17 protein-coding genes are annotated in these 19,325 nt (G+C 62.2%); 5 read left to right on the forward strand and 12 right to left on the reverse strand.

Going from position 1 to position 19,325, the window contains the following annotated elements; all coding sequences use genetic code 11:
• From wbjC to KJP28_RS03405, 12 genes are all read right to left on the reverse strand, one after another.
• The gene (gene wbjC, locus KJP28_RS03350; protein ID WP_218390810.1) at window positions 1–1,119 is read right to left on the reverse strand and encodes a UDP-2-acetamido-2,6-beta-L-arabino-hexul-4-ose reductase; all 1,119 of its coding nucleotides are present in this window, start codon (window positions 1,117–1,119) and stop codon (window positions 1–3) included.
• On the reverse strand, window positions 1,112–2,146 hold the full coding sequence (locus KJP28_RS03355) for a polysaccharide biosynthesis protein (protein ID WP_218390811.1): 1,035 nt from the start codon (window positions 2,144–2,146) through the stop codon (window positions 1,112–1,114). Before KJP28_RS03355 ends, wbjC begins: the two co-directional genes overlap by 8 nt.
• Window positions 2,136–3,125, reverse strand: a complete 990-nt coding sequence (locus KJP28_RS03360) for an NAD-dependent epimerase/dehydratase family protein (protein WP_218390812.1) — start codon at window positions 3,123–3,125, stop codon at window positions 2,136–2,138. The genes KJP28_RS03355 and KJP28_RS03360 overlap by 11 nt, the downstream gene beginning before the upstream one ends.
• Window positions 3,126–3,137: 12 nt before the next feature.
• Entirely contained in the window at window positions 3,138–4,331 is a 1,194-nt protein-coding gene (locus KJP28_RS03365; RefSeq protein ID WP_255552163.1) for a glycosyltransferase, read from the reverse strand.
• A complete protein-coding gene (locus KJP28_RS03370; RefSeq protein WP_218390814.1) occupies window positions 4,328–5,836 on the reverse strand; it encodes a lipopolysaccharide biosynthesis protein in 1,509 nt (502 codons plus the stop codon). Before KJP28_RS03370 ends, KJP28_RS03365 begins: the two co-directional genes overlap by 4 nt.
• Window positions 5,833–7,008 carry a glycosyltransferase gene (locus KJP28_RS03375; protein ID WP_336245288.1) on the reverse strand — a complete coding sequence of 392 codons (1,176 nt, stop codon included), beginning with the start codon at window positions 7,006–7,008 and terminating at the stop codon, window positions 5,833–5,835. The genes KJP28_RS03370 and KJP28_RS03375 overlap by 4 nt, the downstream gene beginning before the upstream one ends.
• Window positions 7,005–7,925 (reverse strand): glycosyltransferase family protein, encoded by a 921-nt coding sequence (locus KJP28_RS03380; RefSeq protein WP_218390816.1) that lies wholly within the window; start codon window positions 7,923–7,925, stop codon window positions 7,005–7,007. Before KJP28_RS03380 ends, KJP28_RS03375 begins: the two co-directional genes overlap by 4 nt.
• Window positions 7,922–9,196 (reverse strand): glycosyltransferase family 4 protein, encoded by a 1,275-nt coding sequence (locus KJP28_RS03385; protein ID WP_218390817.1) that lies wholly within the window; start codon window positions 9,194–9,196, stop codon window positions 7,922–7,924. The genes KJP28_RS03380 and KJP28_RS03385 overlap by 4 nt, the downstream gene beginning before the upstream one ends.
• A complete protein-coding gene (locus KJP28_RS03390) occupies window positions 9,193–10,386 on the reverse strand; it encodes a glycosyltransferase family 4 protein (protein WP_218390818.1) in 1,194 nt (397 codons plus the stop codon). The genes KJP28_RS03385 and KJP28_RS03390 overlap by 4 nt, the downstream gene beginning before the upstream one ends.
• Complete coding sequence (locus tag KJP28_RS03395) at window positions 10,379–11,647, reverse strand: hypothetical protein (RefSeq protein ID WP_218390819.1); 1,269 nt, start codon at window positions 11,645–11,647, stop codon at window positions 10,379–10,381. Before KJP28_RS03395 ends, KJP28_RS03390 begins: the two co-directional genes overlap by 8 nt.
• Window positions 11,644–13,770: a GumC family protein gene (locus tag KJP28_RS03400; protein WP_218390820.1), complete on the reverse strand. Its 2,127-nt coding sequence runs from the start codon at window positions 13,768–13,770 to the stop codon at window positions 11,644–11,646. The genes KJP28_RS03395 and KJP28_RS03400 overlap by 4 nt, the downstream gene beginning before the upstream one ends.
• A 114-nt stretch (window positions 13,771–13,884) precedes the next feature.
• Window positions 13,885–14,307 carry a Fur family transcriptional regulator gene (locus KJP28_RS03405; protein WP_218390821.1) on the reverse strand — a complete coding sequence of 141 codons (423 nt, stop codon included), beginning with the start codon at window positions 14,305–14,307 and terminating at the stop codon, window positions 13,885–13,887.
• 181 nt (window positions 14,308–14,488) lie between these two features.
• Between KJP28_RS03405 and KJP28_RS03410 the strand changes: the two genes are divergently transcribed.
• From KJP28_RS03410 to KJP28_RS03430, 5 genes are all read left to right on the forward strand, one after another.
• Complete coding sequence (locus KJP28_RS03410) at window positions 14,489–15,361, forward strand: metal ABC transporter substrate-binding protein (protein WP_255552222.1); 873 nt, start codon at window positions 14,489–14,491, stop codon at window positions 15,359–15,361.
• A gap of 155 nt (window positions 15,362–15,516) precedes the next feature.
• Window positions 15,517–16,365 (forward strand): manganese/iron ABC transporter ATP-binding protein, encoded by an 849-nt coding sequence (locus tag KJP28_RS03415; RefSeq protein WP_218391681.1) that lies wholly within the window; start codon window positions 15,517–15,519, stop codon window positions 16,363–16,365.
• On the forward strand, window positions 16,362–17,225 hold the full coding sequence (locus KJP28_RS03420; protein ID WP_218390823.1) for a metal ABC transporter permease: 864 nt from the start codon (window positions 16,362–16,364) through the stop codon (window positions 17,223–17,225). Before KJP28_RS03415 ends, KJP28_RS03420 begins: the two co-directional genes overlap by 4 nt.
• Window positions 17,222–18,055: a metal ABC transporter permease gene (locus KJP28_RS03425; RefSeq protein WP_255552164.1), complete on the forward strand. Its 834-nt coding sequence runs from the start codon at window positions 17,222–17,224 to the stop codon at window positions 18,053–18,055. The genes KJP28_RS03420 and KJP28_RS03425 overlap by 4 nt, the downstream gene beginning before the upstream one ends.
• Entirely contained in the window at window positions 18,042–19,121 is a 1,080-nt protein-coding gene (locus KJP28_RS03430) for an aldose epimerase family protein (protein WP_336245289.1), read from the forward strand. Before KJP28_RS03425 ends, KJP28_RS03430 begins: the two co-directional genes overlap by 14 nt.
• The last annotated feature ends 204 nt before the right edge of the window (window positions 19,122–19,325 follow it).

Below are 19,325 nucleotides of genomic sequence, written 5' to 3' on the forward strand. Positions count from 1 at the left end.
TCAATCGCTCAGCGGGCAGGCGACCGTGTCTGGCCGGTCGCGGTCGAACACCTCGTTCGCCCAGAGCATGCAGATCAACTCGTCCTCGCCGATATTCGTGATGTCGTGGGTCCAGCCCGGAACGGTCTCGACCACGAGGCTTTCCTCGCCGCGCGTCTCGATGTCGTACGTTTCGCCGGTATCCATGTGTTTGAACCTGAACCGCGCATGGCCCTTGAGAACAAGGAACTTTTCGGTTTTTGCGTGGTGATAATGGCCACCCCGCGTGATCCCCGGTCCTGCGGTGAAGAATGAGAATTGTCCCGTATTTTCGGTGCGGAGCATCTCGGCGAAGACGCCGCGTTCGTCGCCATGGCGGGTCAGAGGATAAGTAAAGGCCTCTGTCGGGAGGTAGCTGACGTAGGTCGCGTAAAGCGCGCGCCCCAGCCCTGTGCCGGTCTCGTCGACCGTATGCGTGTCGCGGATCTGTCGGTAACCGCGCAGTCGATGCTCCAATTCGCCCAGGGTGATCCGGTATTCCGGCGCAGCGCTCGTCACGTTCACGCCGGGGGCAGGGTCGGCCAGCCAATCGAGCCAGCCGTCGGTCACATCATCCACATGCACGAGCCTGACCTGCGCATCGGCGTCGTTCACTTCGATCGGCAGATCCCGCGCGATGTTGTGGCAGAACGTCGCGACGACCGAATTGTAATTCGGTCGGCACCATTTGCCGAAGACATTGACCAGCCGGCAAATCGACACGGGCGCGCCCGTGGCCGCGCCATAGGCGGCAAGATGCGCTTCCGCGGCCTTCTTGCTCCTGCCATAGGGAGTGTCGCGTTCGACCTGGATGGTCGAGGCCCCGATCAGCGGGACGGGCGCGCCGCGTTGCGTGAGCAGAGCGCAGAGACGTGCGGTGAAAGCGTCGTTCACCTGCGTGAATTCCTCGTCGTTCTCGGGCCGGTTCGCCCCTGCGAAATGTACGACCGCATCCGCCCGTGCGATCAATTCGACCAACTCCTCATCTGCCGTGGCGCGCGTGACCGGCAGAACCGTGGCGCCGGTTTCAGACAAGCGCAGCGCAAGGTTGCGACCGATAAAGCCGTTTGCGCCGGTGACGAGGACATTCAGGTCAGACATCGGGGTCAGGCGCCTCGCCCGCAATCGTGCCGCGAATGAACGGCAGCTCGAGCAATAGCTCCTTCATCCCGGCAACATCGAGCTGCCGCGTATTCGATGAATTGTAATCCTCTGCTTCGCTGATGTGCTCCTCGCCTTTCTCGACGTATTTCCCATAGTTAAGATCCCGCATGTCCGCAGGCACACGGTAATATTCACCGAGGTCGATCGCCTTGGCCAGTTCTTCGCGCGACAGGAGTGTTTCGTGCTTCTTCTCGCCGTGGCGTGTGCCGAGTATCTTGATCTCGTGGTCGGGCTTCTCGAAAAGTTCCAGAAGCGCCTGTGCGAGCACGGTGATCGTCGCCGCCGGGGCCTTCTGCACGAAAATGTCGCCGGTATTGCCATTCTGGTAGCCGAACAGAACAAGGTCCACGGCATGATCGAGCGTCATCATGTAACGGGTCATGTTCGGGTCGGTAATGGTGATCGGTTCGCCGTTCATGATCTGGCGGACGAAAAGCGGAATGACCGACCCGCGCGACGCCATGACGTTGCCGTAACGCGTGGCGCAGAGCGTCATGCGGTCCGGGTCGATGGTGCGGGCCTTCGCGGTCACGACTTTTTCCATCATCGCCTTGGATGTCCCCATCGCGTTGATCGGATAGACCGCCTTGTCGGTGGACAGGCAGATCATCTTGCGCACCCCGGTCCGATGCGCCGCGTCGATGGCGTTGGCGGTGCCTTGGACGTTGGTGTTGACCGCTTCGAGGGGGAAGAACTCGCACGACGGCACTTGTTTCAAAGCGGCGGCGTGGAAGACGTAGTCCACATCGTGCATCGCGTCCGTCAGGCTTTCGCGATCACGCACATCCCCGATGACGAATTTCAGCTTCTCATGCTGATAGCGTTTGCGCATGTCGTCCTGTTTCTTCTCGTCGCGCGAGAAGATGCGCACTTCGCGCACGTTCGTGTCGAGGAACCGACGCAGCACCGCGTTGCCGAAACTGCCCGTCCCGCCGGTAATCATCAGGGTCACGTCACTCAGCATGCCAGGGCTCCGCCGTTTGGAGGTCTTTCTCCGACATCGTCGCGTTTGCAGCCCTGTCTGCTTCCTCCCGCGCCCACGCCATGTAGCCGGCGAGACCCGGCGTCAGTTCAGTTTCCGGCACGTAGCCGAAGGCCTGTTGCGCGGATGTGATGTCGGCGCGGCTGTGCGCGACATCGCCACGGCGCACCCCCGCGTGTTCGATCGCGACAGGTCTGTCGACGTGGGAATTCACCGCATGGGCTAGGTCGCGGATGGTCACCTGCGTCGCGCTCGCGATGTTAAAGGCCCCCGAGACGCCCCGGTTCGTCGCGGCCTTGATGTTCGCTTGCACCACGTCGTCGACATGAACGAAGTCGCGCGTCTGTTGGCCGTCGCCGAAAATGACGATCGGGTCCCCGGCAAGAGCCCGAAACGCGAAAATCGGAATGACGTTGCCATATGCGTCGAACCGCTGGTTCGGGCCGTAGACATTGAAATAGCGCAGGCAGATCGCTTCCATCCCGTAGGTCCGTGCAAAGGCGAGCGACATCTTCTCGGTGTAGAGCTTGGATACGCCGTAAGGTGTGAGAGGAGCGAGCGGGTGATCTTCACGGATCGGGAGGGTTTTCAGCTCTCCGTAGATACCCGCCGAAGACGAAACGACCAGCTTTTCGACGCATTGATCCCGTGCGGCCATGAGAATGTTCAGCGTGCCTTGCACATTGATCGCCGTGTCGACATGCGGATGGTCGATGGACCTCTTGTTGCCGACCGAGGCCGCCAGGTGAAAAACCGTGTCGCAACCATCCATCGCCTTCGTGACGGCCTCTGTATCGCGCACGTCGCCCCGCTCGACACGGATGCCGGAAAGACGTTCCAGATTGGCCCGCCACCCCGAACTGAAGTTATCCAGAACGGTGACGTCCGCGCCATGCTCCAAGAGAGCGGCGCAGATGTTCGACCCTATGAATCCGGCCCCGCCGGTGACGAGCACTTTCATGCGTATGTTCCATCATTTTCCCGCCACCATGGTATCAATGAAACAACGCAGGGTTGCAACCTGTGATTGATAATCAAAGGACCGTTTGGCCTCGGCGCGTGCGGCTTTTCGCATCTGGCCGAGCGCGGCGCTTGGGATCGAAAGCGCGTCTTGCAAGACCGCCGCCAAGGCCTCTTCCGATGGTGAGGCGCAAATCAAGCCTGTCTCATGGTGTTGTAAATAATGGGAAAGATCGCCGGAGAAGTTCGTGATGACTGGAGTCCCAAAGCTCAGGCTTTCGACGAATTTGGTTGAAAACCCGTTCGTCGAGACGCGGTTGATCTCACGCATAAATACCGTGAAATCTGCCCGGGCCACGAACTCCACCGCGTCGGAATGCGGTAAGATGCCGTGGGCGGCGATACAATCTGGGAGTGAATTTGCGTACTGTCTGAGCGCCGGTCGGTGCTTCAGGTCCTCGGGTGTCATCCCGACAATGTCGAGATGCAGCCGCCTGCACCCGCCATCCACGGCCACCACGGCTTTGATCACCGCGTCGATAAGATCCTTTCGGCCCGGTTGCCCGGCATAGACAAGCTTGAGCGGTCCGTCGCACGTGCCCGGTGCCCCCTCGGGCGTCTCGCTCACGTCGATCAGCGGCGGTATGCGGCAGGTGGCCAGACTGCGGCGGGCGTAATAGCGTTCGAGCGCCGAACTGATCGCAATGACCCCATCACACCGTGGAATGAGGACGCGCATGGCGAGCTCAACGTTCCACAGGTAAGGCGATGTCGCGAACCCGATGGCAGATGGGGCCGTGTACCATTCCACCGCGTCGAAGATGATGGGGATGCCGCGACGCCGGGCCCAGTCGGTGAATTGGAGAAGGTAGGGCGAATAGCCCGAATAGAGAATGATCGCCGCCGGCGGCGTGGACTGCTGCGATACCCACGCCCGGCTGCGCGCGCCCATCGTGAGATACCGGCCATACCGGAGCGCCGTTGGCAGGTGTTCGGCGTCACGCTCGTTCAGTCGGACGCAGCTTATCCCGTGCGCCACGTCGAAAGCCGCGCCTTCCGGGCCGGGCCGGTGCCCTGACACGATGGTCACATCCCAACCCGCCGCCACGATTGCCTTCGCATTGCCGAGGATACGTCGAGCAGCCGCACCACCCTCCGGGAAAGCGACCGGTCCGACATAGGCGATCCACGGGCGCTGCTGCGTCATCGCGCGGCCGTTCGGTGAAAAAGGCGCGTCAAGGCAATCAACCGACCACGTTCCTGATCGTTCATGGCGAAACGCCACGCCGCGGTTGCATAGGCAAGCGTGTAGATCAGACACCCGACCACAAGCCAGAACCATCCTTCCGGAATGAGCGGTTCGAGCAGCTGGAATGCCAGCGTCGCCGCGATGAACACCGGCAGTATTCCCTGCGCCGTCCCGCGCCAGTACCGCGCCATGTCGAGGCCGAGGGCCGATTGCAAAAGCCGCGCGATCAGAAGGTAATTCACGAGGATCGCGACACTCGTGCTCGCCGCCGCGCCGATGACACCGAAGGGACCGATCAGCAGGATCGTGAGCGGGACGTTCAAAAGAGCCATCGCGATGGTGATCGCGGATTTACGCCAGTAGAGACCGCTCACCTGAAGCACGATGTTGCGTGCGTTACCGGTGAGTTCGAGAGCGTAGGGGCCCAGGACCAGCAACATGACGATGTAGGATTGCTCGTATCCCGGGCCGAGCCAGAGTGTGATGAACCTCAGGCCGAAGACGATCAATGCCCCGAGGATCAGGAACAGGACCAACGCCTGAAGCCGCGAAATGCGCACCATCAGGTCGGTGATTTCGGCCGCCCCCGCGCCGGCATCGACCCTACGGACGATCTCTGGCGTTATGGCGCGTGACATCGCCGTGGCGAAGCTCATGAAATAGGTCTTGAAGGTGACGCCGATCGCATAAATCGCAACAGGTGCAGCACCGATCAACGCCGCGATGATCGCGGCATCCAATCGCCAGAACACGACCTCCGCCAGCATCGACACGAAGATGGGAGCGGCATATCGGGCAACGCGCCCGAGTTCGGCACGGTCAGGGCGGGGGCTGCCCGGACGCACGCCGAGCACCACCACTGCATAGACCACGCGGGCGAGGACTTGCAGAAGCATGGTCGACGTCAAGACGGCAACGACCGCAACTGCGCCGAAACCCTGGAACAGGAACCAGGTGTTCAGGAGCGCCGCGCCGATCACCCCCGCCATTTCAAGCCCGCGCAGGAATACGAACCTTTCGCTCGCCGACAAAAGGGCCGCCACCGGATTGCCCGCGACGAGTGCGACCGCGCCGATGCCGGTCAGGACCATCATGATCCGCAGGGTTTCGATCTGATCGGGCGCGATGGACCGCGCGAACACCGGTCCGATCAACGCGACCATTCCGCCAAGCGCCAGCGCGACAAGCCCGGCGATCCCGAGGTAGAGAACGAGCATGCGCGCGAGAAATGCGTCGCGGACATCTCGCCTGTCACCGTGGGCGACGAAGAACCGCAGGACGCTGTCGTTAATCCCGAAGTCCAGCACGTAAAGATAGGCCGCAAGCGCACCGACGAGCGCAAAAAGCCCGTAGGCGGCTTGTCCCAATTCGCCGACGAGAATGGGCGTGTAGAACAGGGTCACCACGATGCGTACGACGATAAGCGCGTAGGCCAACAACGTTCCTGTCGTTCTCTGGCTCATGTCACCGCCTTCCCGCTCGTGCCGAGAAACAGCGCTTCGAGCGCATCCAGCTTCGCCTCGTCATCCAGAATGGCGGGCGCGAGGCCGACGGTGCGTAGCTTGGCCAGGGTGTCGGGGTCGGCCAACAGGCGCTCCAACCCTTCGAAGATGGCGTCACGGGTATTGTCGACGATCCAGCCTGACACGCCGTGGATCAACTGCTCGTCCACGCCGGACACCCGCGTGGCAAGAACTGGTGCGCCGATGATCTTGGCTTCGTTGATGACGCCCGATAGCCCCTCGAAATAGGACACCATCGCGACGAGATCGGCATGCATATACCACGGAAACGGGTTTTGGGTGCGGCCGGGCAGGATCAGGATGTCCTTGAGGTCCAGCGCCTCGATCCGTGCGCGCAAGCGTTCTTTGTCAGGTCCGTCTCCGAGAACAAACCACCTGAACACATGCCCCTCGTCGCGAAGCGCGGCGCATATGTCGGCGAGTCGAAAAAGCGCTTTTGCGGTGTCGGACAATCGGCAGACCGTCACGATGCGATGCTCTTCGCCCCGGCGGTCGGGAAACGGATCGCCCTCGCGCTGCGATTGTTCCCGCATGTCTGACGCATCGACCAGATTATGGACCACATGCGCCTTGTCCGCCGTGCAGGGGAGTGACGCGACGAGCGAGTCGCGCGCCGCGCGGGAGACGCAGATGTATCCGTCCAGTCCGGCATCGGCCCGCGCGATCCGGTCCACAATCCGACGCTTGTCGTCGAGATGCGCCAGATCGTTTCGTATCCAGTGAAATCGCCGTTCCGAACGTGTCCTGAAGATCAGGCGCGTATCTGCACCTTGCAGAAGCGTGACGGCAGCGGTGAATCTGTGCCGCCAGAGCAATGTCGCCCGCAGGCCGCCGATGATCCGCGCGATGCCGTATGCCACGAGGTCCGGCAGCGCCGCCAGAGTGTCGCGCAAGCCACGCGCGGCTTTGAATGTCGCACCCGCCGCATAAGGGCGGAGGCGAACGATTCTCACCCGCGGGTCTACCAACGGTTCGAGTGCGCCGCCGCCCGTCGTGAGAACCAGCGTGATCTTCCAGCCACGATCCGCCAACCTTCGCATCATGCGAAGAGAAGACCTCTCGGCCCCTCCCATGTTCAAGACAGGGTAATGAAAAAGCAGGCGCTTGGTCATGTCGGGTCAGGCACAAAGGCAAGGCGCAGTTTCCGGGCGATGCGCCGATGGTATGGCCCAGAATAGGCCTTGCGAAACGCGCGGAGGATCGCGGGGTCCGGGGCAACCAGGTCGAAGTCCGGGAGGGTCGGGTCGGTTGCCAGTACATCATTGATCGGCGCGCCCTCACCGCAATGCACACCCGTCCCGTCGAAGCCCAGGTTGAGTACCCGGTTGTCTCGGGGATAGATCGTATCGAGCCCTTCTGCGACCTGCCAGGCCCCGAAGCGGATCGACCACGAATCGATCTCGCCAAGAGCCTGCCGCCGAAGCCGCGACAGCCTGTCGTCACCGGCACTGTTCAGCCGCCGACGCAGGTTCCGATCCTGCCAGACCCTGCGCGAAATCGCAGTGTCCCATGTAACGCGGTCCCACCGATCGCGCCATGTGCCCCAGCCGTGGCTGCAATTGCGCGGCACCGCCATGACCCCATGTGCATAATGTGCAGGCAGGGCAGGGAGCGGGCAGAACCCGGTCACCGACCCGACCGATGGCCTGTCCGCATAGGCCGCGAGTGCTGCATTCATGTACGTCAGGAAATCGGGCGATACGAGCAGGTCGTCCTCCAGCACAATCACCCGCTCATGTCGCTCTAGCACTGTGGTCACGCCGTCTATGATCGAACTTGCGAGCCCCTTGTTGGCCTGCGCGCAGAACAACTCGACAAAAGCGAAAGATCGCGCCCAACCTGGGTCGCTTGCGACATATCGCACCGCGTCGAGGCGCACGGGGTCGGTTCCCGCCTTGGGTCCGTCGCAGAAGAGATACAGCGGCGTTTCACGGGCGCCGTCCGTCGCTGCGAGGCAACGTAGCGTTCGCTGCAGATGCGCGGGGCGGTCATAGCCGAACACGACGACGGGTGGGACAGGGGCGGTCACCGGGAACCTCGCGAAAGAATTTGGTCGTAGACCGAGATCAGCGCGGCGAGATTTCGGTCCGGATCGTGTGTTTCCCCCGCGCGCAGACGCGCCTTCTCGGACAGGCTCCGCGCGAGCGCCTCATCCTGGAAAATGCGACGCACCTGGAACGCGAGCATCGCCGGGTCGTCCGGGCGGTAGAACAGAGCTTCACGTTCGTCTCGTGCCATCGAAGGCGCGCCCCCGGCGAAAGCCGATACGACCGGCACGCCCAGTATCATCGCCTCGCCAAGCGTGTTTGGGCTGTTCTCGATCAGAGAGGACATCACCGCGACATGGCTCGATGCCATGCGTTCGATCATCTTGGTTTCGTTCAGGATGCCGGTGAACGTTACGTTGTCCTCGAGGTCGAGGGTATCGATCAGGTGGCGAAGGTAGACAGGGTAGCCCACCCATCGTTTCAGCGACCGTTTGGAAAGCGTGTCGGGATCTTCCCCGGCGATGTAGAGATGCACGTCGGGAAAGCTGCGCTTCAGGATGGCGAGCGCGGCGAGGGCCACATGCGCGCCTTTTCGGGGCGCGGCACCGTTGCCGACGAAAAGGCTGTGTTTCTCGCACGTCGCGCCCTTCCAGGACGTGCCATAGAAGCCGCTTCTGAGGATGCGCCCGCCATGATGGTATCTCGCATGAGGGGCCAGGGCATGTGCTTGGGCCCGGTCCCAAAGCGTGCGCCCCATGATATCCGTAGCGGCCTGCATCGTGGCCCGTTCGAAGGCCAGCCGTGGACGAAATCGGAAGCGTTCTTGCGCAAGAAGCGCGGTCGCGGTGGCCATGATGCGCGGTCTTGCAGGCGAGAGCATCCTGAGGATGGGGAGGCGCCCCAACTCATACGGGGCATAGCCATTCACAACACCCTGCATCGACAGGAGGCGTGGACCCTGCCAGGTTTCCAAGAACCTCAGGGCATGACGCATCTCGCCGCCTTCTACATGCAGAATGTCGGGCGAGAAGTCCCTCAGCACGCGCGCGCAGTCCGATTGTGCCACGTCGAAACGGTCGGTGCGGGTCCGGGGCAGGGCATAATAATCGATGCCCCCGACCTCGACATGGGCAAACTCCGCGCTTTCGGACCGCATGGCGACGCCGATGTGAAACCGCCCTGTCTGCGCGAGCCGTTCGGTCATGAGTGACAACCAGCCGCCGAAGGGCTGGCTTTTCAGACCGAGGGACGCGGTCGCCGCCGGCAGGTCGATATTCGATGTCCAGAGCACGCGGGCTTTCCGGTCGGTCATGCGAGACCTCGCAATCCGTCAAGGAAACGGGACGCGTCGCGCTGCCAGAGGTCCATTTCGAACGCGTTTTGTGCAAGACAGACCCGGCGCATCTCCTGCCGTCCGGTCGGAGACAGCGTTACGGCATCCCGCAAGGCGCCCGCGATCTGGTCCGGCGCGATACCGGGCGCGAGAAACCCGTTTTTGCCATCTGTCAGGTAGCGTGGAATGTCGCTTGTCGCGTTCGTCACCACGGGGATGCCAAGCGTGTGGGCCTCCACGAATTTGGTCGCAAAACCTGTGTGTGCGACCCGGTCGGGCTTTCGGAAAAACACCGAAAAATCCGCGCGACGCAACATGTCGAGCGACGTCGCATGTGAGACCCGCCCATGAAACCTGACTTCGCCCGCCAGCCGTTCGATAGCGCGGCGATGCTGCGGAGCGTCCCGCAGGTATTCGTCGCGCGTGATCCCGAGAATGTCGCATTGGAACGCAAGGTTTTCCGAGGCCAAACTGTCGAGCGCGTCGATGATGAGCGGGAGCCGATCCTTCGCCATCCCGACGCCCGGTGAACCCGAGTAGATGAACCGCGCGGGCGCGTCGAAGCGAGTGGGAAGCGGCGCCTTCATCCATTCCGGGCGCGCGGTGTCGAGCACGAAGGGCAGGCGGATCGTGTGTTGCCGGGGTAGCCGGCCACGAAACCAGTCGGACGCGCAGATGACGTTACCCGCGACCCGGGTCAGAGCCCGCATACGCGTTTCGATACCCGCCCGCCGATAGAGATTGCGTCGGAATCTGCGGCCTTCCCACCTTGGCCACTCGGTGCAGTCCAGAATGGGCGCCGCGCCAATGCGGCGGCACAGGTGCAGGCCAGCCACAAGTCCACGTGCCGGGTAATTGTAGAATTGTATCGCCCTGACGCGATGTGTGCCGGTCGTCCGCGCCACATCGTCGATGGCTTCGGCAGAGACGGGATAGAAGCGAGGCGTTCGCCCGGGGCAGGGTTGGCGGATATCACGGCACGTGACCCCCTGAAGCAAACGCTCGTGACCGCCATTGGCGCGAGTTCCCGGTGCCGTGTCGAACTTCCCCAGAACCACCACCCGGTATCCGATCCTCTCATACAGCTTTGCGATGGACAGGGCCCGAAGGGCCGAAGCCCCGTTCCGGTCGAGCTCGAAGCCGCCGCAGAGGAGGATCGTGTCACGCATGGGCGGGAACTCCCTGCCGCGTGCCGACGCCCTGCGCTGCGGTTTCGAGCAGCAGGGTCGCGACCGGAAAGACGATGAACAGAGCGACGCCAGCCGCAGCAAAGGCGTTGTTGAAGAGAAATGTCATCGTGACGACGATGAGGGTCGCGAAAGTGGCGGAGAATCCAGCGCGGCTACGGCGGATTGCCCGCACGGGAACCACGAAGAAAAGATAACTCGCAATCGCCCCCGTGAGCAGTCCGAACTGGGCGAAGGTATCGAGGATTTCGGAATGCTTTCCGACGTCGCGATGGGTCAGCGTGCCGAGGATCGGATGTTCGAGGAACAACCCGATACTGCGCGTGTAGCGTTCCATGCGTTCCGAAACCGTCCCGATGTTTTCGTCCAGTCGGAGCGACAGGAGCACATCGGCTATCTTGGTGGCGTAATTGGTGCCCTCGGCCAGTGGCAAGAGGGCCTGGAGACCGCTTTGAAGCAGCGTGTTCGCGAAGAATGCGACCAGCACGGAAGCGAAGAAGAAAACCGCCAGTCGCATCGGGTGATCGTCGCGCAGGAACAGGATCGGGATCATCGCGAAGATGAGCGTCACGGCTGCGATCGAAAAACCCGACCACAGGACCAAGGCGATCCCCGACGCCACATTCGCGCAAATCAGCGACACGGGAACGGCGGGCAACCGGCGCAGGGATCGGGGCAGGCCTTCGTTTGAAACGCGCCTTGCCTTCATCGCCAGCGCCGCGAGTGCAGGCAGCATCAACAAGGTGCCGTAAACCAGCGCGTAGCCTCCGACACCCAGCGCGGCGAGTGCCTGCGCTTCGACCCCGCTACGCACGCCGATCCTGGCCGCGCGTGCGTTTTCCCCAAGGATGACGGACAGTGTGGTGATGTGCCAGATCGGCATGGTGAGAAGGATCGCCCAGAACACCGGCACCAGGCTTTGCAGCCTGTCGCGTCGGCTTTGGTGGATGACCAGAAAGAACAGCAGGATGAAGCTCTGCAACGCGCCCGTGACGGCATGCATGCCATCGAACAGGAACAGGATCGCGCCTGTGTAGAGAATGTAGAACAGAGACAGGATAACGGGCCAGGTCGGGCGCTCGAACACGTTGCAGGGGCGGGCGACCTCGAGACAGCCCCAAAGACCCGCTGCCAGCAGGACAAGCGCGCGGTAGGCATCGCCATATTGCAGGAAAGGCGAGGTCGCCCAGATCGCGATATAGGCGATGGCGACGTTCTGGACCCCGATGATACCCAGTTTCACGTCCTGCTCCGGGCATCGCCGTAATACCCCTTGCCGGCGAAAGCATGGTTGCCGTAGCCCTCATAGCGCCCGTATCGGCGCTTGGCGCTTTCGACTTGTGAAAGCACGAAGCCGGTCGGTTCCAACCCGACGGTGGTTAATTCACGCAAGCCTGCGGCCACTTGGGGGCGTCGCGTGGTGCCCGCCCGGACGGAGAACAAGATCGCATCGCTCTGCTGCCCGATGATCCGCGCATCCGGGACGAGCAGGACAGGGGGAGCATCCAGGAGGATGATGTCGTAATCCTTCCTCAGATCGGACAGCAGATGACGGAACCGCCGGGACGAGAAGAGGTCGGCGGCATTCGCGGTGCTGTTCCCGCTCAGAAGCAGATCGACGCCCAACGTCTCATCATGAACGATCACGTCTGTGCGGGAGACATCCCCCGCCACAAGCGCCCCGAACCCGACCTCCGGGGACAGGCCGAAGTATTCCTGTATCGCCCGGCGCCGAAGGTCCGCTTCGATCAGCAACACCCTGCGCCCGACGCGCGCGAAGCTGATTGCGAGCGCGACGGAATGGATCGTCTTGCCTTCGCCGGGAAGGGCGGAGGTGGACATGATGACCTGAGGTGGCTTGTCGATACTCGACATCATGAGGGAGGTGCGCAGGTTCCGCACCGACTCCGACGCGGGCGACACGCTATCCTGCACGAAATGGTCGATGACCTGGGCAGGGGACTTCCGCGGAAGTTTCGGGACGCTGCCAAGCGACGGATGGTCGAACGCGGCTTCAAGCTCTGCGCCGGTGCGGAACACCGACAGGCCGAACTCCCGCAAAAGTACGACGCCAACCCCGCCCATCAGACCCAGAATGACCGAAAAGGCGATGGTTCTCGCCTCCTGCGGCTCGGTTTTTCGCGAAGTCGACGCCCGCGACATGACCCGTGCATCCGACTGCTGGATGCCGATCTGGAGCGACAATTCCTTCAGCCGCGACAGGAACAGGCCATAGAGGTTCGTCGTCGCTTCGACATCCCGCACCAGCCGGGACAGTTCGTCGAACCGAGCGTTCTGGCGGGCAAGGGACAGGCGCAGGTCGGCAAGGCTTTGCTCGACGGCGGAGCGTTGCCGCATGATCTGGGCCATGCGCGCGGTTTCCGCATCGCGAAGGGTCGCGAGCCGGTGCCGGGTCTGGCGTTCCCGCGATTGATCCGAGATGTTTTCCCGGCTCGCAATCGCAATCAAGCCGCCATCGTCGAGCAGGTCCGCCGCCGCCACCGGGTCGCCCATCTTTTCCGCAATATCGACTTGTTGCAATCGCGACTGGATCCGCTCGAGTTGCTCGTCGAAGCCTTCAAATCGCTCGGCCATCGTCGTGGTCTGACGCACGAGCGCGTCGACCGTGTCCCGCGTGATCAAACCGCCATCGGCACGGATTTCCTCGATCCGATCGGTTTTCGCTTCGATCTGGGCATCCAGTTCCGTCACGCGGTTCGATAGCCAGTCGACTGCAGTTTCGGTGGCGGCAATCTTTATGTCGATCTGGTTCTGGACGTATATTTCGGCGAGCGTGTTCGCCATGATTTGCGATTTCCGGCGGTCGGTCGTCGTGAAGGAAATATTGAATATATATGTGTCTTTCGGAGCCGTCGCCGTGAGCGCACCCTGAACACCGGCGATCGTGCGCGCGCGCTGTATATCAAGCGGGGGAAGGGGCTTTTCGCCCCCACGCCTGAGGACACCTTGCAGCCAGTCGACCGGACTGAAACCTGGGCGCTCGGACAGGTAAACGTTGAACTCGGGATCTTCGACAAGCCCGAGACGGTCCACCAGTTGTTCCGTCAATTCACGCGAGCGGATCATCTCGATCTCTGTATTGATCGCCGCAACATCGGTGGACACACCGGAAATGGCGCTTTCAAGGTCGATCACGTCATTCGACCTGACATCCAGCACGATCCGCGCGGTCGCGCTGTATTTCGCAACGGAAAAATGGAAAGCGTAGACGCCGCCGACGAGGCCGGCGAAGGCGATGAAAGCAAGGATCAGGATGCGGTCCGACCAGATCGCGCCGATTGCCTGCGAAAGGTCGACTTCGTCGCGGCCGGGCTGCTGCCGCCCCGACATGGTGTCGTCTGCCATCGTATCTCCCGCACACGGAAAATGCGCAGGAACGGTCAGTCCGGCCCGGCGCAGGGTGGGTATTTATGGCAAAGCAGCCCGGTCAGAATAATCGAATTTCCTAGGGGGTCAAGCTCACGGGTCGCGGCGACGCACGAATATATCGAGCCGGTGGCTCACGATCTCGAAGCCGTGCCGACGCGCGATTTCTTCCTGCATGGCTTCGATTTCTTCGGACACGAATTCAACAACTTCGCCCGTGTCGATGTCGATGAAATGGTCATGATGCTCCTCGGGGATCGTTTCATACCGGGTGCGGCCATCGTCAAAACTGTGGCGCTCGATCAGGTCGTGTTCGCTGAGCACGTTCAGCGTGCGATATACTGTCGCGATATTAATGCCCGGGTGCACCCGCTTCACCCGGCGGTGCAGTTCTTCCACGTCCGGATGGTCGCTCGAGTCTTCGAGCACCTTGAGAATGGCTTTCCGTGGCCCGGTGATCCGTAGCCCCGCAAGCCGGCACCTTTCGGTCAGGTTCGACGCTCCCACATCGCTCATGGCGGTCCTGTTCTCCACGGTGAAGGCCCTTCACGCATTATTGCAAATGAATTGCACTTGCATCAAGGCGCGAATCTGGTAACTCTAGTTGCGAATGATTTGCAACTGGCATGCGACGTCGATCGCTCGAGCCAGAAAAGGAGCCAAGACCATGAAACGCGCCGCGTTCGGAAAGACGTTTATGGCAGCCGCCTTGATAGTGGGCGCTGGGCCGCTCTTTGCGCAGGACAAGATGAAAGTGGTCACGACCTTCACCGTTCTTGCCGACATGGCGCAGAACGTCGCGGGGGAGGCGGCCGAGGTCGTGTCCGTCACCAAACCCGGTGCCGAGATCCACGGCTACGAACCCACGCCACGCGATCTTGTCGGTGCGCAGGGGGCCGACCTCATCCTGTGGAACGGCATGAACCTCGAGCTTTGGTTCGAGCAGTTCCTCGGCAATCTGAGCGACGTTCCCTCGGTCGTATTGTCCGAAGGGGTCGATCCGATCCCGATCGCAACCGGCGCTTACGAAGGAAAGCCGAACCCCCATGCCTGGATTGGGCTTGAGAATGCGCTCGTCTATATCGACAACATCGAAGCGGCGTTCGCGGAACATGACCCGGAAAATGCCGACGTCTATGCGGCCAACGCGGATGCCTATGCAAAGGAACTGCGCGATACGATCGAACCGCTGCGCGACCAGATCGCCGCGATCCCCGAGGCGCAGCGGTGGCTCGTGACCTGCGAAGGCGCGTTCAGCTATCTCGCGCGGGACTTCGGTTTGAAGGAACTCTACCTCTGGCCGATGAACGCCGACCAGATGGGCACACCGAAACAGGTTCGCGCGGTGATCGACGGCGTCCGCGACAATGATATCCCCGTGGTGTTCTGCGAAAGCACTGTGAACACGGCACCCGCCGAACAGGTCGCTCGCGAAACCGGAGCGGACTTTGGGGGGGTTCTTTATGTCGACAGCCTGTCGGAAGCGGATGGGCCCGTGCCGACCTATCTCGATCTGCTGCGCGTGACCTCCGAGACCGTTGCGCGAGGCTTGCAAAAGGCCATGAATTGACCGCAACTCATGATTATTGACGCGGTCGGCCGTGCCAGGAACCGGGTAGGCCGTCCGACAGGAACCGACCGTTCTTTCGGTCAGGAAGATACAAGATGAAGCCAGACAGCCAACTGTCCCGAGCCAACACGATCTCTTCGACGACGGAACCGCCGATGGACGGCATCATGGCGCAGGACGTCACCGTGACGTACCGGAACGGCCATACCGCGCTGCGACATGCGAGTTTCGGGATTCCGCGCGGCACCGTGACCGCGCTGGTCGGCGTGAATGGCGCGGGCAAGTCGACATTGTTCAAGGCGATCATGGGGTTCCTGCCCGTCGCGTCCGGTGAAATCCGCCTCCTGGGCCAAAGCGTGCGCGATGCGTTGAAGCAGAACCTCGTCGCCTATGTCCCGCAATCGGAAGAGGTCGACTGGTCGTTCCCGGTGCTGGTCGAGGACGTCGTGATGATGGGGCGTTACGGCCACATGGGGCTCTTGCGCCGCCCGTCGAAAACGGATCGCGAAGCGGTGGATGCCGCGCTCGCACGCGTGAACATGCAGGACTTCCGCCACCGTCAGATCGGCGAGCTTTCGGGTGGGCAGAAGAAACGCGTCTTCCTCGCACGTGCGCTTGCACAAGAAGGCCAGGTCATCCTGCTGGACGAACCCTTCACCGGAGTCGACGTCAAGACCGAGGAGCAGATCATCCTGCTTCTGCGCGAGATGCGGGACGAAGGCCGCGTGATGCTCGTATCGACCCATAACCTGGGGACGGTGCCGGAATTCTGTGATCGCACGATCCTGGTCAAAGGCACCGTGCTCGCCCACGGACCGACCGAAACGACGTTCACCCGCGAAAACCTTGAAATGGCATTTGGAGGCGTGTTGCGTCACTTCACGCTGGGCGGGGCCGATCTTCACGACGACGACGACGCGCGGCACATCTCGATCTTCACCGACGACGAGCGTCCTTTCGTGCAGTACGGCGAGGAAACGCGGGTCAGGGAGGACAAGTCGTGAGCGTCCTGCTGGAGCCCTTTTCCTACGGCTACATGACGAACGCGATGTGGGTCTCGGCGCTGGTCGGAGCGGTCTGCGCCTTTCTGTCGTCCTATCTGATGCTGAAAGGCTGGTCGCTCATCGGCGACGCGCTCTCGCATTCGGTGGTGCCCGGTGTGGCGGGGGCTTATATCCTGGGTCTTCCCTTCGCACTTGGCGCATTCCTGTCGGGCGGTCTTGCGGCGGCGGCGATGTTGTTCCTGTCGGACCGGTCCGGACTGAAGGCCGACGTCATCATCGGGATCATCTTCACGAGCTTTTTCGGACTTGGACTGTTCATGGTTTCCGTGAACCCGATGTCGGTGTCGATTCAGACGATCACCATGGGCAATATCCTCGCCATTACGCCGGGCGACACGTTGCAGCTCGCCATCATCGGCTTCGTTTCCTTCGCCGTTCTGGGGGTGCTTTGGAAGGACCTGATGGTCACGTTCTTCGATGAAAACCATGCAAGGTCCATCGGCCTCAATCCGGGGCTTCTCAAGGGCGTTTTCTTCGTTCTCCTCTCGGCTTCGGTGGTCGCTGCGATGCAGACGGTCGGAGCGTTTCTCGTGATCGCGATGGTGGTGACACCCGGCGCGACCGCCTACCTTCTGTGTGACCGTTTCGAGCGGTTGATCGTCACCTCCATCGCCATCGGTGCGGTGACGAGTTTCCTGGGCGCCTACATCAGCTATTTCCTCGACGGGGCCACGGGGGGCGTGATCGTTCTCCTTCAGACCCTCATCTTCCTCGCGACATTCCTGCTCGCACCGAAACACGGGTTCCTCGCGGCGCGGCGCAAGGCAGCGCGGGCGATTTCCGAAGGAGAGGCCGCTTGATCGACGCGCTTCTCCTTCCGTTTCAATTCCCGTTCATGATGAACGCCTTCTGGATTTCGGTGATCGTGTCAGTGCCGACGGCGCTCCTGTCCTGTTTCCTTGTCCTGAAAGGCTGGGCGCTGATGGGCGACGCGGTCAGCCACGCTGTGCTGCCCGGAATCGTGCTTGCGTATATCCTCGGTATCCCGCTGATCTTCGGCGCATTCGCCGCCGGCATGTTCACGGCCGTCGCCACCGGCTATCTCGCCGAGAACAGCCGGGTGAAGCAGGATACAGTCATGGGGGTGGTCTTCTCGGGCATGTTCGCGCTTGGAATCGTTCTCTACATTTCGATCAACACCAACGTCCATCTGGACCACATCCTGTTCGGAAACATGCTCGGCGTCGGACCGGACGACCTGTTGACCGCCGGCCTGATTTCCGCCGCCGTGTCCTTTGGCCTCGTGTTCAAATGGAAAGACCTGATGCTGCACGCGTTCGACCCGGCTCAGGCCAAGGCCTCGGGGCTGCACGTCGGCGTCCTGCACTACGGGTTGCTGATCGCCCTTTCGCTCACCATCGTCGCGACGCTCTCGGCAACCGGCCTGATCCTAGCCGTTGGCTTGCTGATCGCGCCGGGCGCGATTGCCTTTCTGCTAACACGCAGTTTCGGCCAAATGCTCATCGTGGCGGTCGTGGCCTGCATGGTGTCGATGGTCGCCGGGGTCTACCTCAGCTTTTTTCTGGATAGCGCGCCCGCCCCGACGATCGTTCTGGTCCTCACGGCCATTTTCGTGACGGCTCTGGTGCGCAGGAACATCCAGACGCGCCGGGCGAGTGCTGCAGGCTGACACGGGCGATCATCGCTCTGCCGGGCCCGACCCCGGTGAAGGCGAGACGGAAGGGAGAGGGCCTCTGGCACAGGACGAAGACGATATCCGACACTTCGGCACCCTGCCTGACGGCAGCCCGGTCGAGGCCGTCACCATCCGGGGAGGTGGCGCCACCGCCGTGGTGCTCACACAGGGTGCGCGGCTACAGGACTTCCGCCTTGCAGACGTGGCGCATCCTCTGATCCTGGGAAGCCCGGACCTCACAGCATATCTCGGCCCCATGCGTTTTTTCGGGGCGATCGTCGGACCCGTTGCGAACCGGATCGCAGGCGGTCGCTTCATGCTAAACGACCGGGCCTTTGCGCTCGAGCGAAACGAGGCTGGTAAAACCACGCTTCACGGCGGCGAAACGGGCTTTTCCCAACAGAACTGGAACGTGAGCGCGGTCGCCCCGGACGCGGTGAGCTTGCAGTATATCCGCCCTGACGGCACAGGCGGATTTCCCGGCACTTTGGATGTCCGCGCCCGGTATTCGCTGGACCAGAGCGGATGCCTGACGCTCGAAATCACCGCGCAAACCGATGCCCCAACGCCCTTCGCGCCAGCGTTCCACGGCTACTGGGATCTGAGCGGGCAGGGTGACCTTGGCGCACATCGCCTGCACGTTCACGCCGACACCTACCTGCCGGTCGATGGCGATCAGATCCCCACGGGTCGTGTTGCACCCGTTGCCGAAACGCCTTTCGATTATCGGCGGCCCCGCGAATTGGATCCGGCCCTCGACCATAATTTCTGCATCGCGACAGAGCAGGGCCCGCTCCGCCCGGTCTGCCAGTTGTCGACCAGCTCTCTGAGCCTCGACGTCGAAAGCACGGAAATCGGCCTACAGGTCCACGCCGGCGGTTCGCTCGATACGCGGCCTTTTCCCGGCCACGACGGCAAACCCTATGGACCCGGCGCCGGCATCGCCCTCGAACCGCAATTCTGGCCCGACACGCCGAACCATCCGACCTTCCCGAACGCCACGCTATTGCCGGGCGCAACATACCGACAAATCACGAGGTTCTCGGCCCGGACCGGGTGATGACGACCTTTCTGCGTGGGATCCGTCCGATCGTGATCACCAGCCCGGCGTGCTTGTTCGACCCGAAGTAAGAGGTGGCGACCTGGATTCCGGCGATGCTGCATGTGCTCAAACAGACGACCAGAGCCATCGGCAATCCCCGCGGCAGACCGCCGCGGCAGCCTTTCCGCCCAATCCGGGTTGGCTTTGAGCCAACGGTCGACC

Source organism: Maritimibacter dapengensis, assembly GCF_019218265.1.
In the GTDB taxonomy this organism is placed as follows: domain Bacteria; phylum Pseudomonadota; class Alphaproteobacteria; order Rhodobacterales; family Rhodobacteraceae; genus Maritimibacter; species Maritimibacter dapengensis.

Excerpts from the sequence above, each read along its gene's own strand:
- wbjC (WP_218390810.1), bottom strand. The coding sequence starts at position 1,119 with ATGTCTGACCTGAATGTCCTCGTCACCGGCGCAAACGGCTTTATCGGT.
- KJP28_RS03355 (WP_218390811.1), bottom strand. The coding sequence starts at position 2,146 with ATGCTGAGTGACGTGACCCTGATGATTACCGGCGGGACGGGCAGTTTC.
- KJP28_RS03360 (WP_218390812.1), bottom strand. The coding sequence starts at position 3,125 with ATGAAAGTGCTCGTCACCGGCGGGGCCGGATTCATAGGGTCGAACATC.
- KJP28_RS03365 (WP_255552163.1), bottom strand. The coding sequence starts at position 4,331 with ATGACGCAGCAGCGCCCGTGGATCGCCTATGTCGGACCGGTCGCTTTC.
- KJP28_RS03370 (WP_218390814.1), bottom strand. The coding sequence starts at position 5,836 with ATGAGCCAGAGAACGACAGGAACGTTGTTGGCCTACGCGCTTATCGTC.
- KJP28_RS03375 (WP_336245288.1), bottom strand. The coding sequence starts at position 7,008 with ATGACCAAGCGCCTGCTTTTTCATTACCCTGTCTTGAACATGGGAGGG.
- KJP28_RS03385 (WP_218390817.1), bottom strand. The coding sequence starts at position 9,196 with ATGACCGACCGGAAAGCCCGCGTGCTCTGGACATCGAATATCGACCTG.
- KJP28_RS03390 (WP_218390818.1), bottom strand. The coding sequence starts at position 10,386 with ATGCGTGACACGATCCTCCTCTGCGGCGGCTTCGAGCTCGACCGGAAC.
- KJP28_RS03400 (WP_218390820.1), bottom strand. The coding sequence starts at position 13,770 with ATGGCAGACGACACCATGTCGGGGCGGCAGCAGCCCGGCCGCGACGAA.
- KJP28_RS03405 (WP_218390821.1), bottom strand. The coding sequence starts at position 14,307 with ATGAGCGATGTGGGAGCGTCGAACCTGACCGAAAGGTGCCGGCTTGCG.
- KJP28_RS03410 (WP_255552222.1), top strand. The coding sequence starts at position 14,489 with ATGGCAGCCGCCTTGATAGTGGGCGCTGGGCCGCTCTTTGCGCAGGAC.
- KJP28_RS03415 (WP_218391681.1), top strand. The coding sequence starts at position 15,517 with ATGGACGGCATCATGGCGCAGGACGTCACCGTGACGTACCGGAACGGC.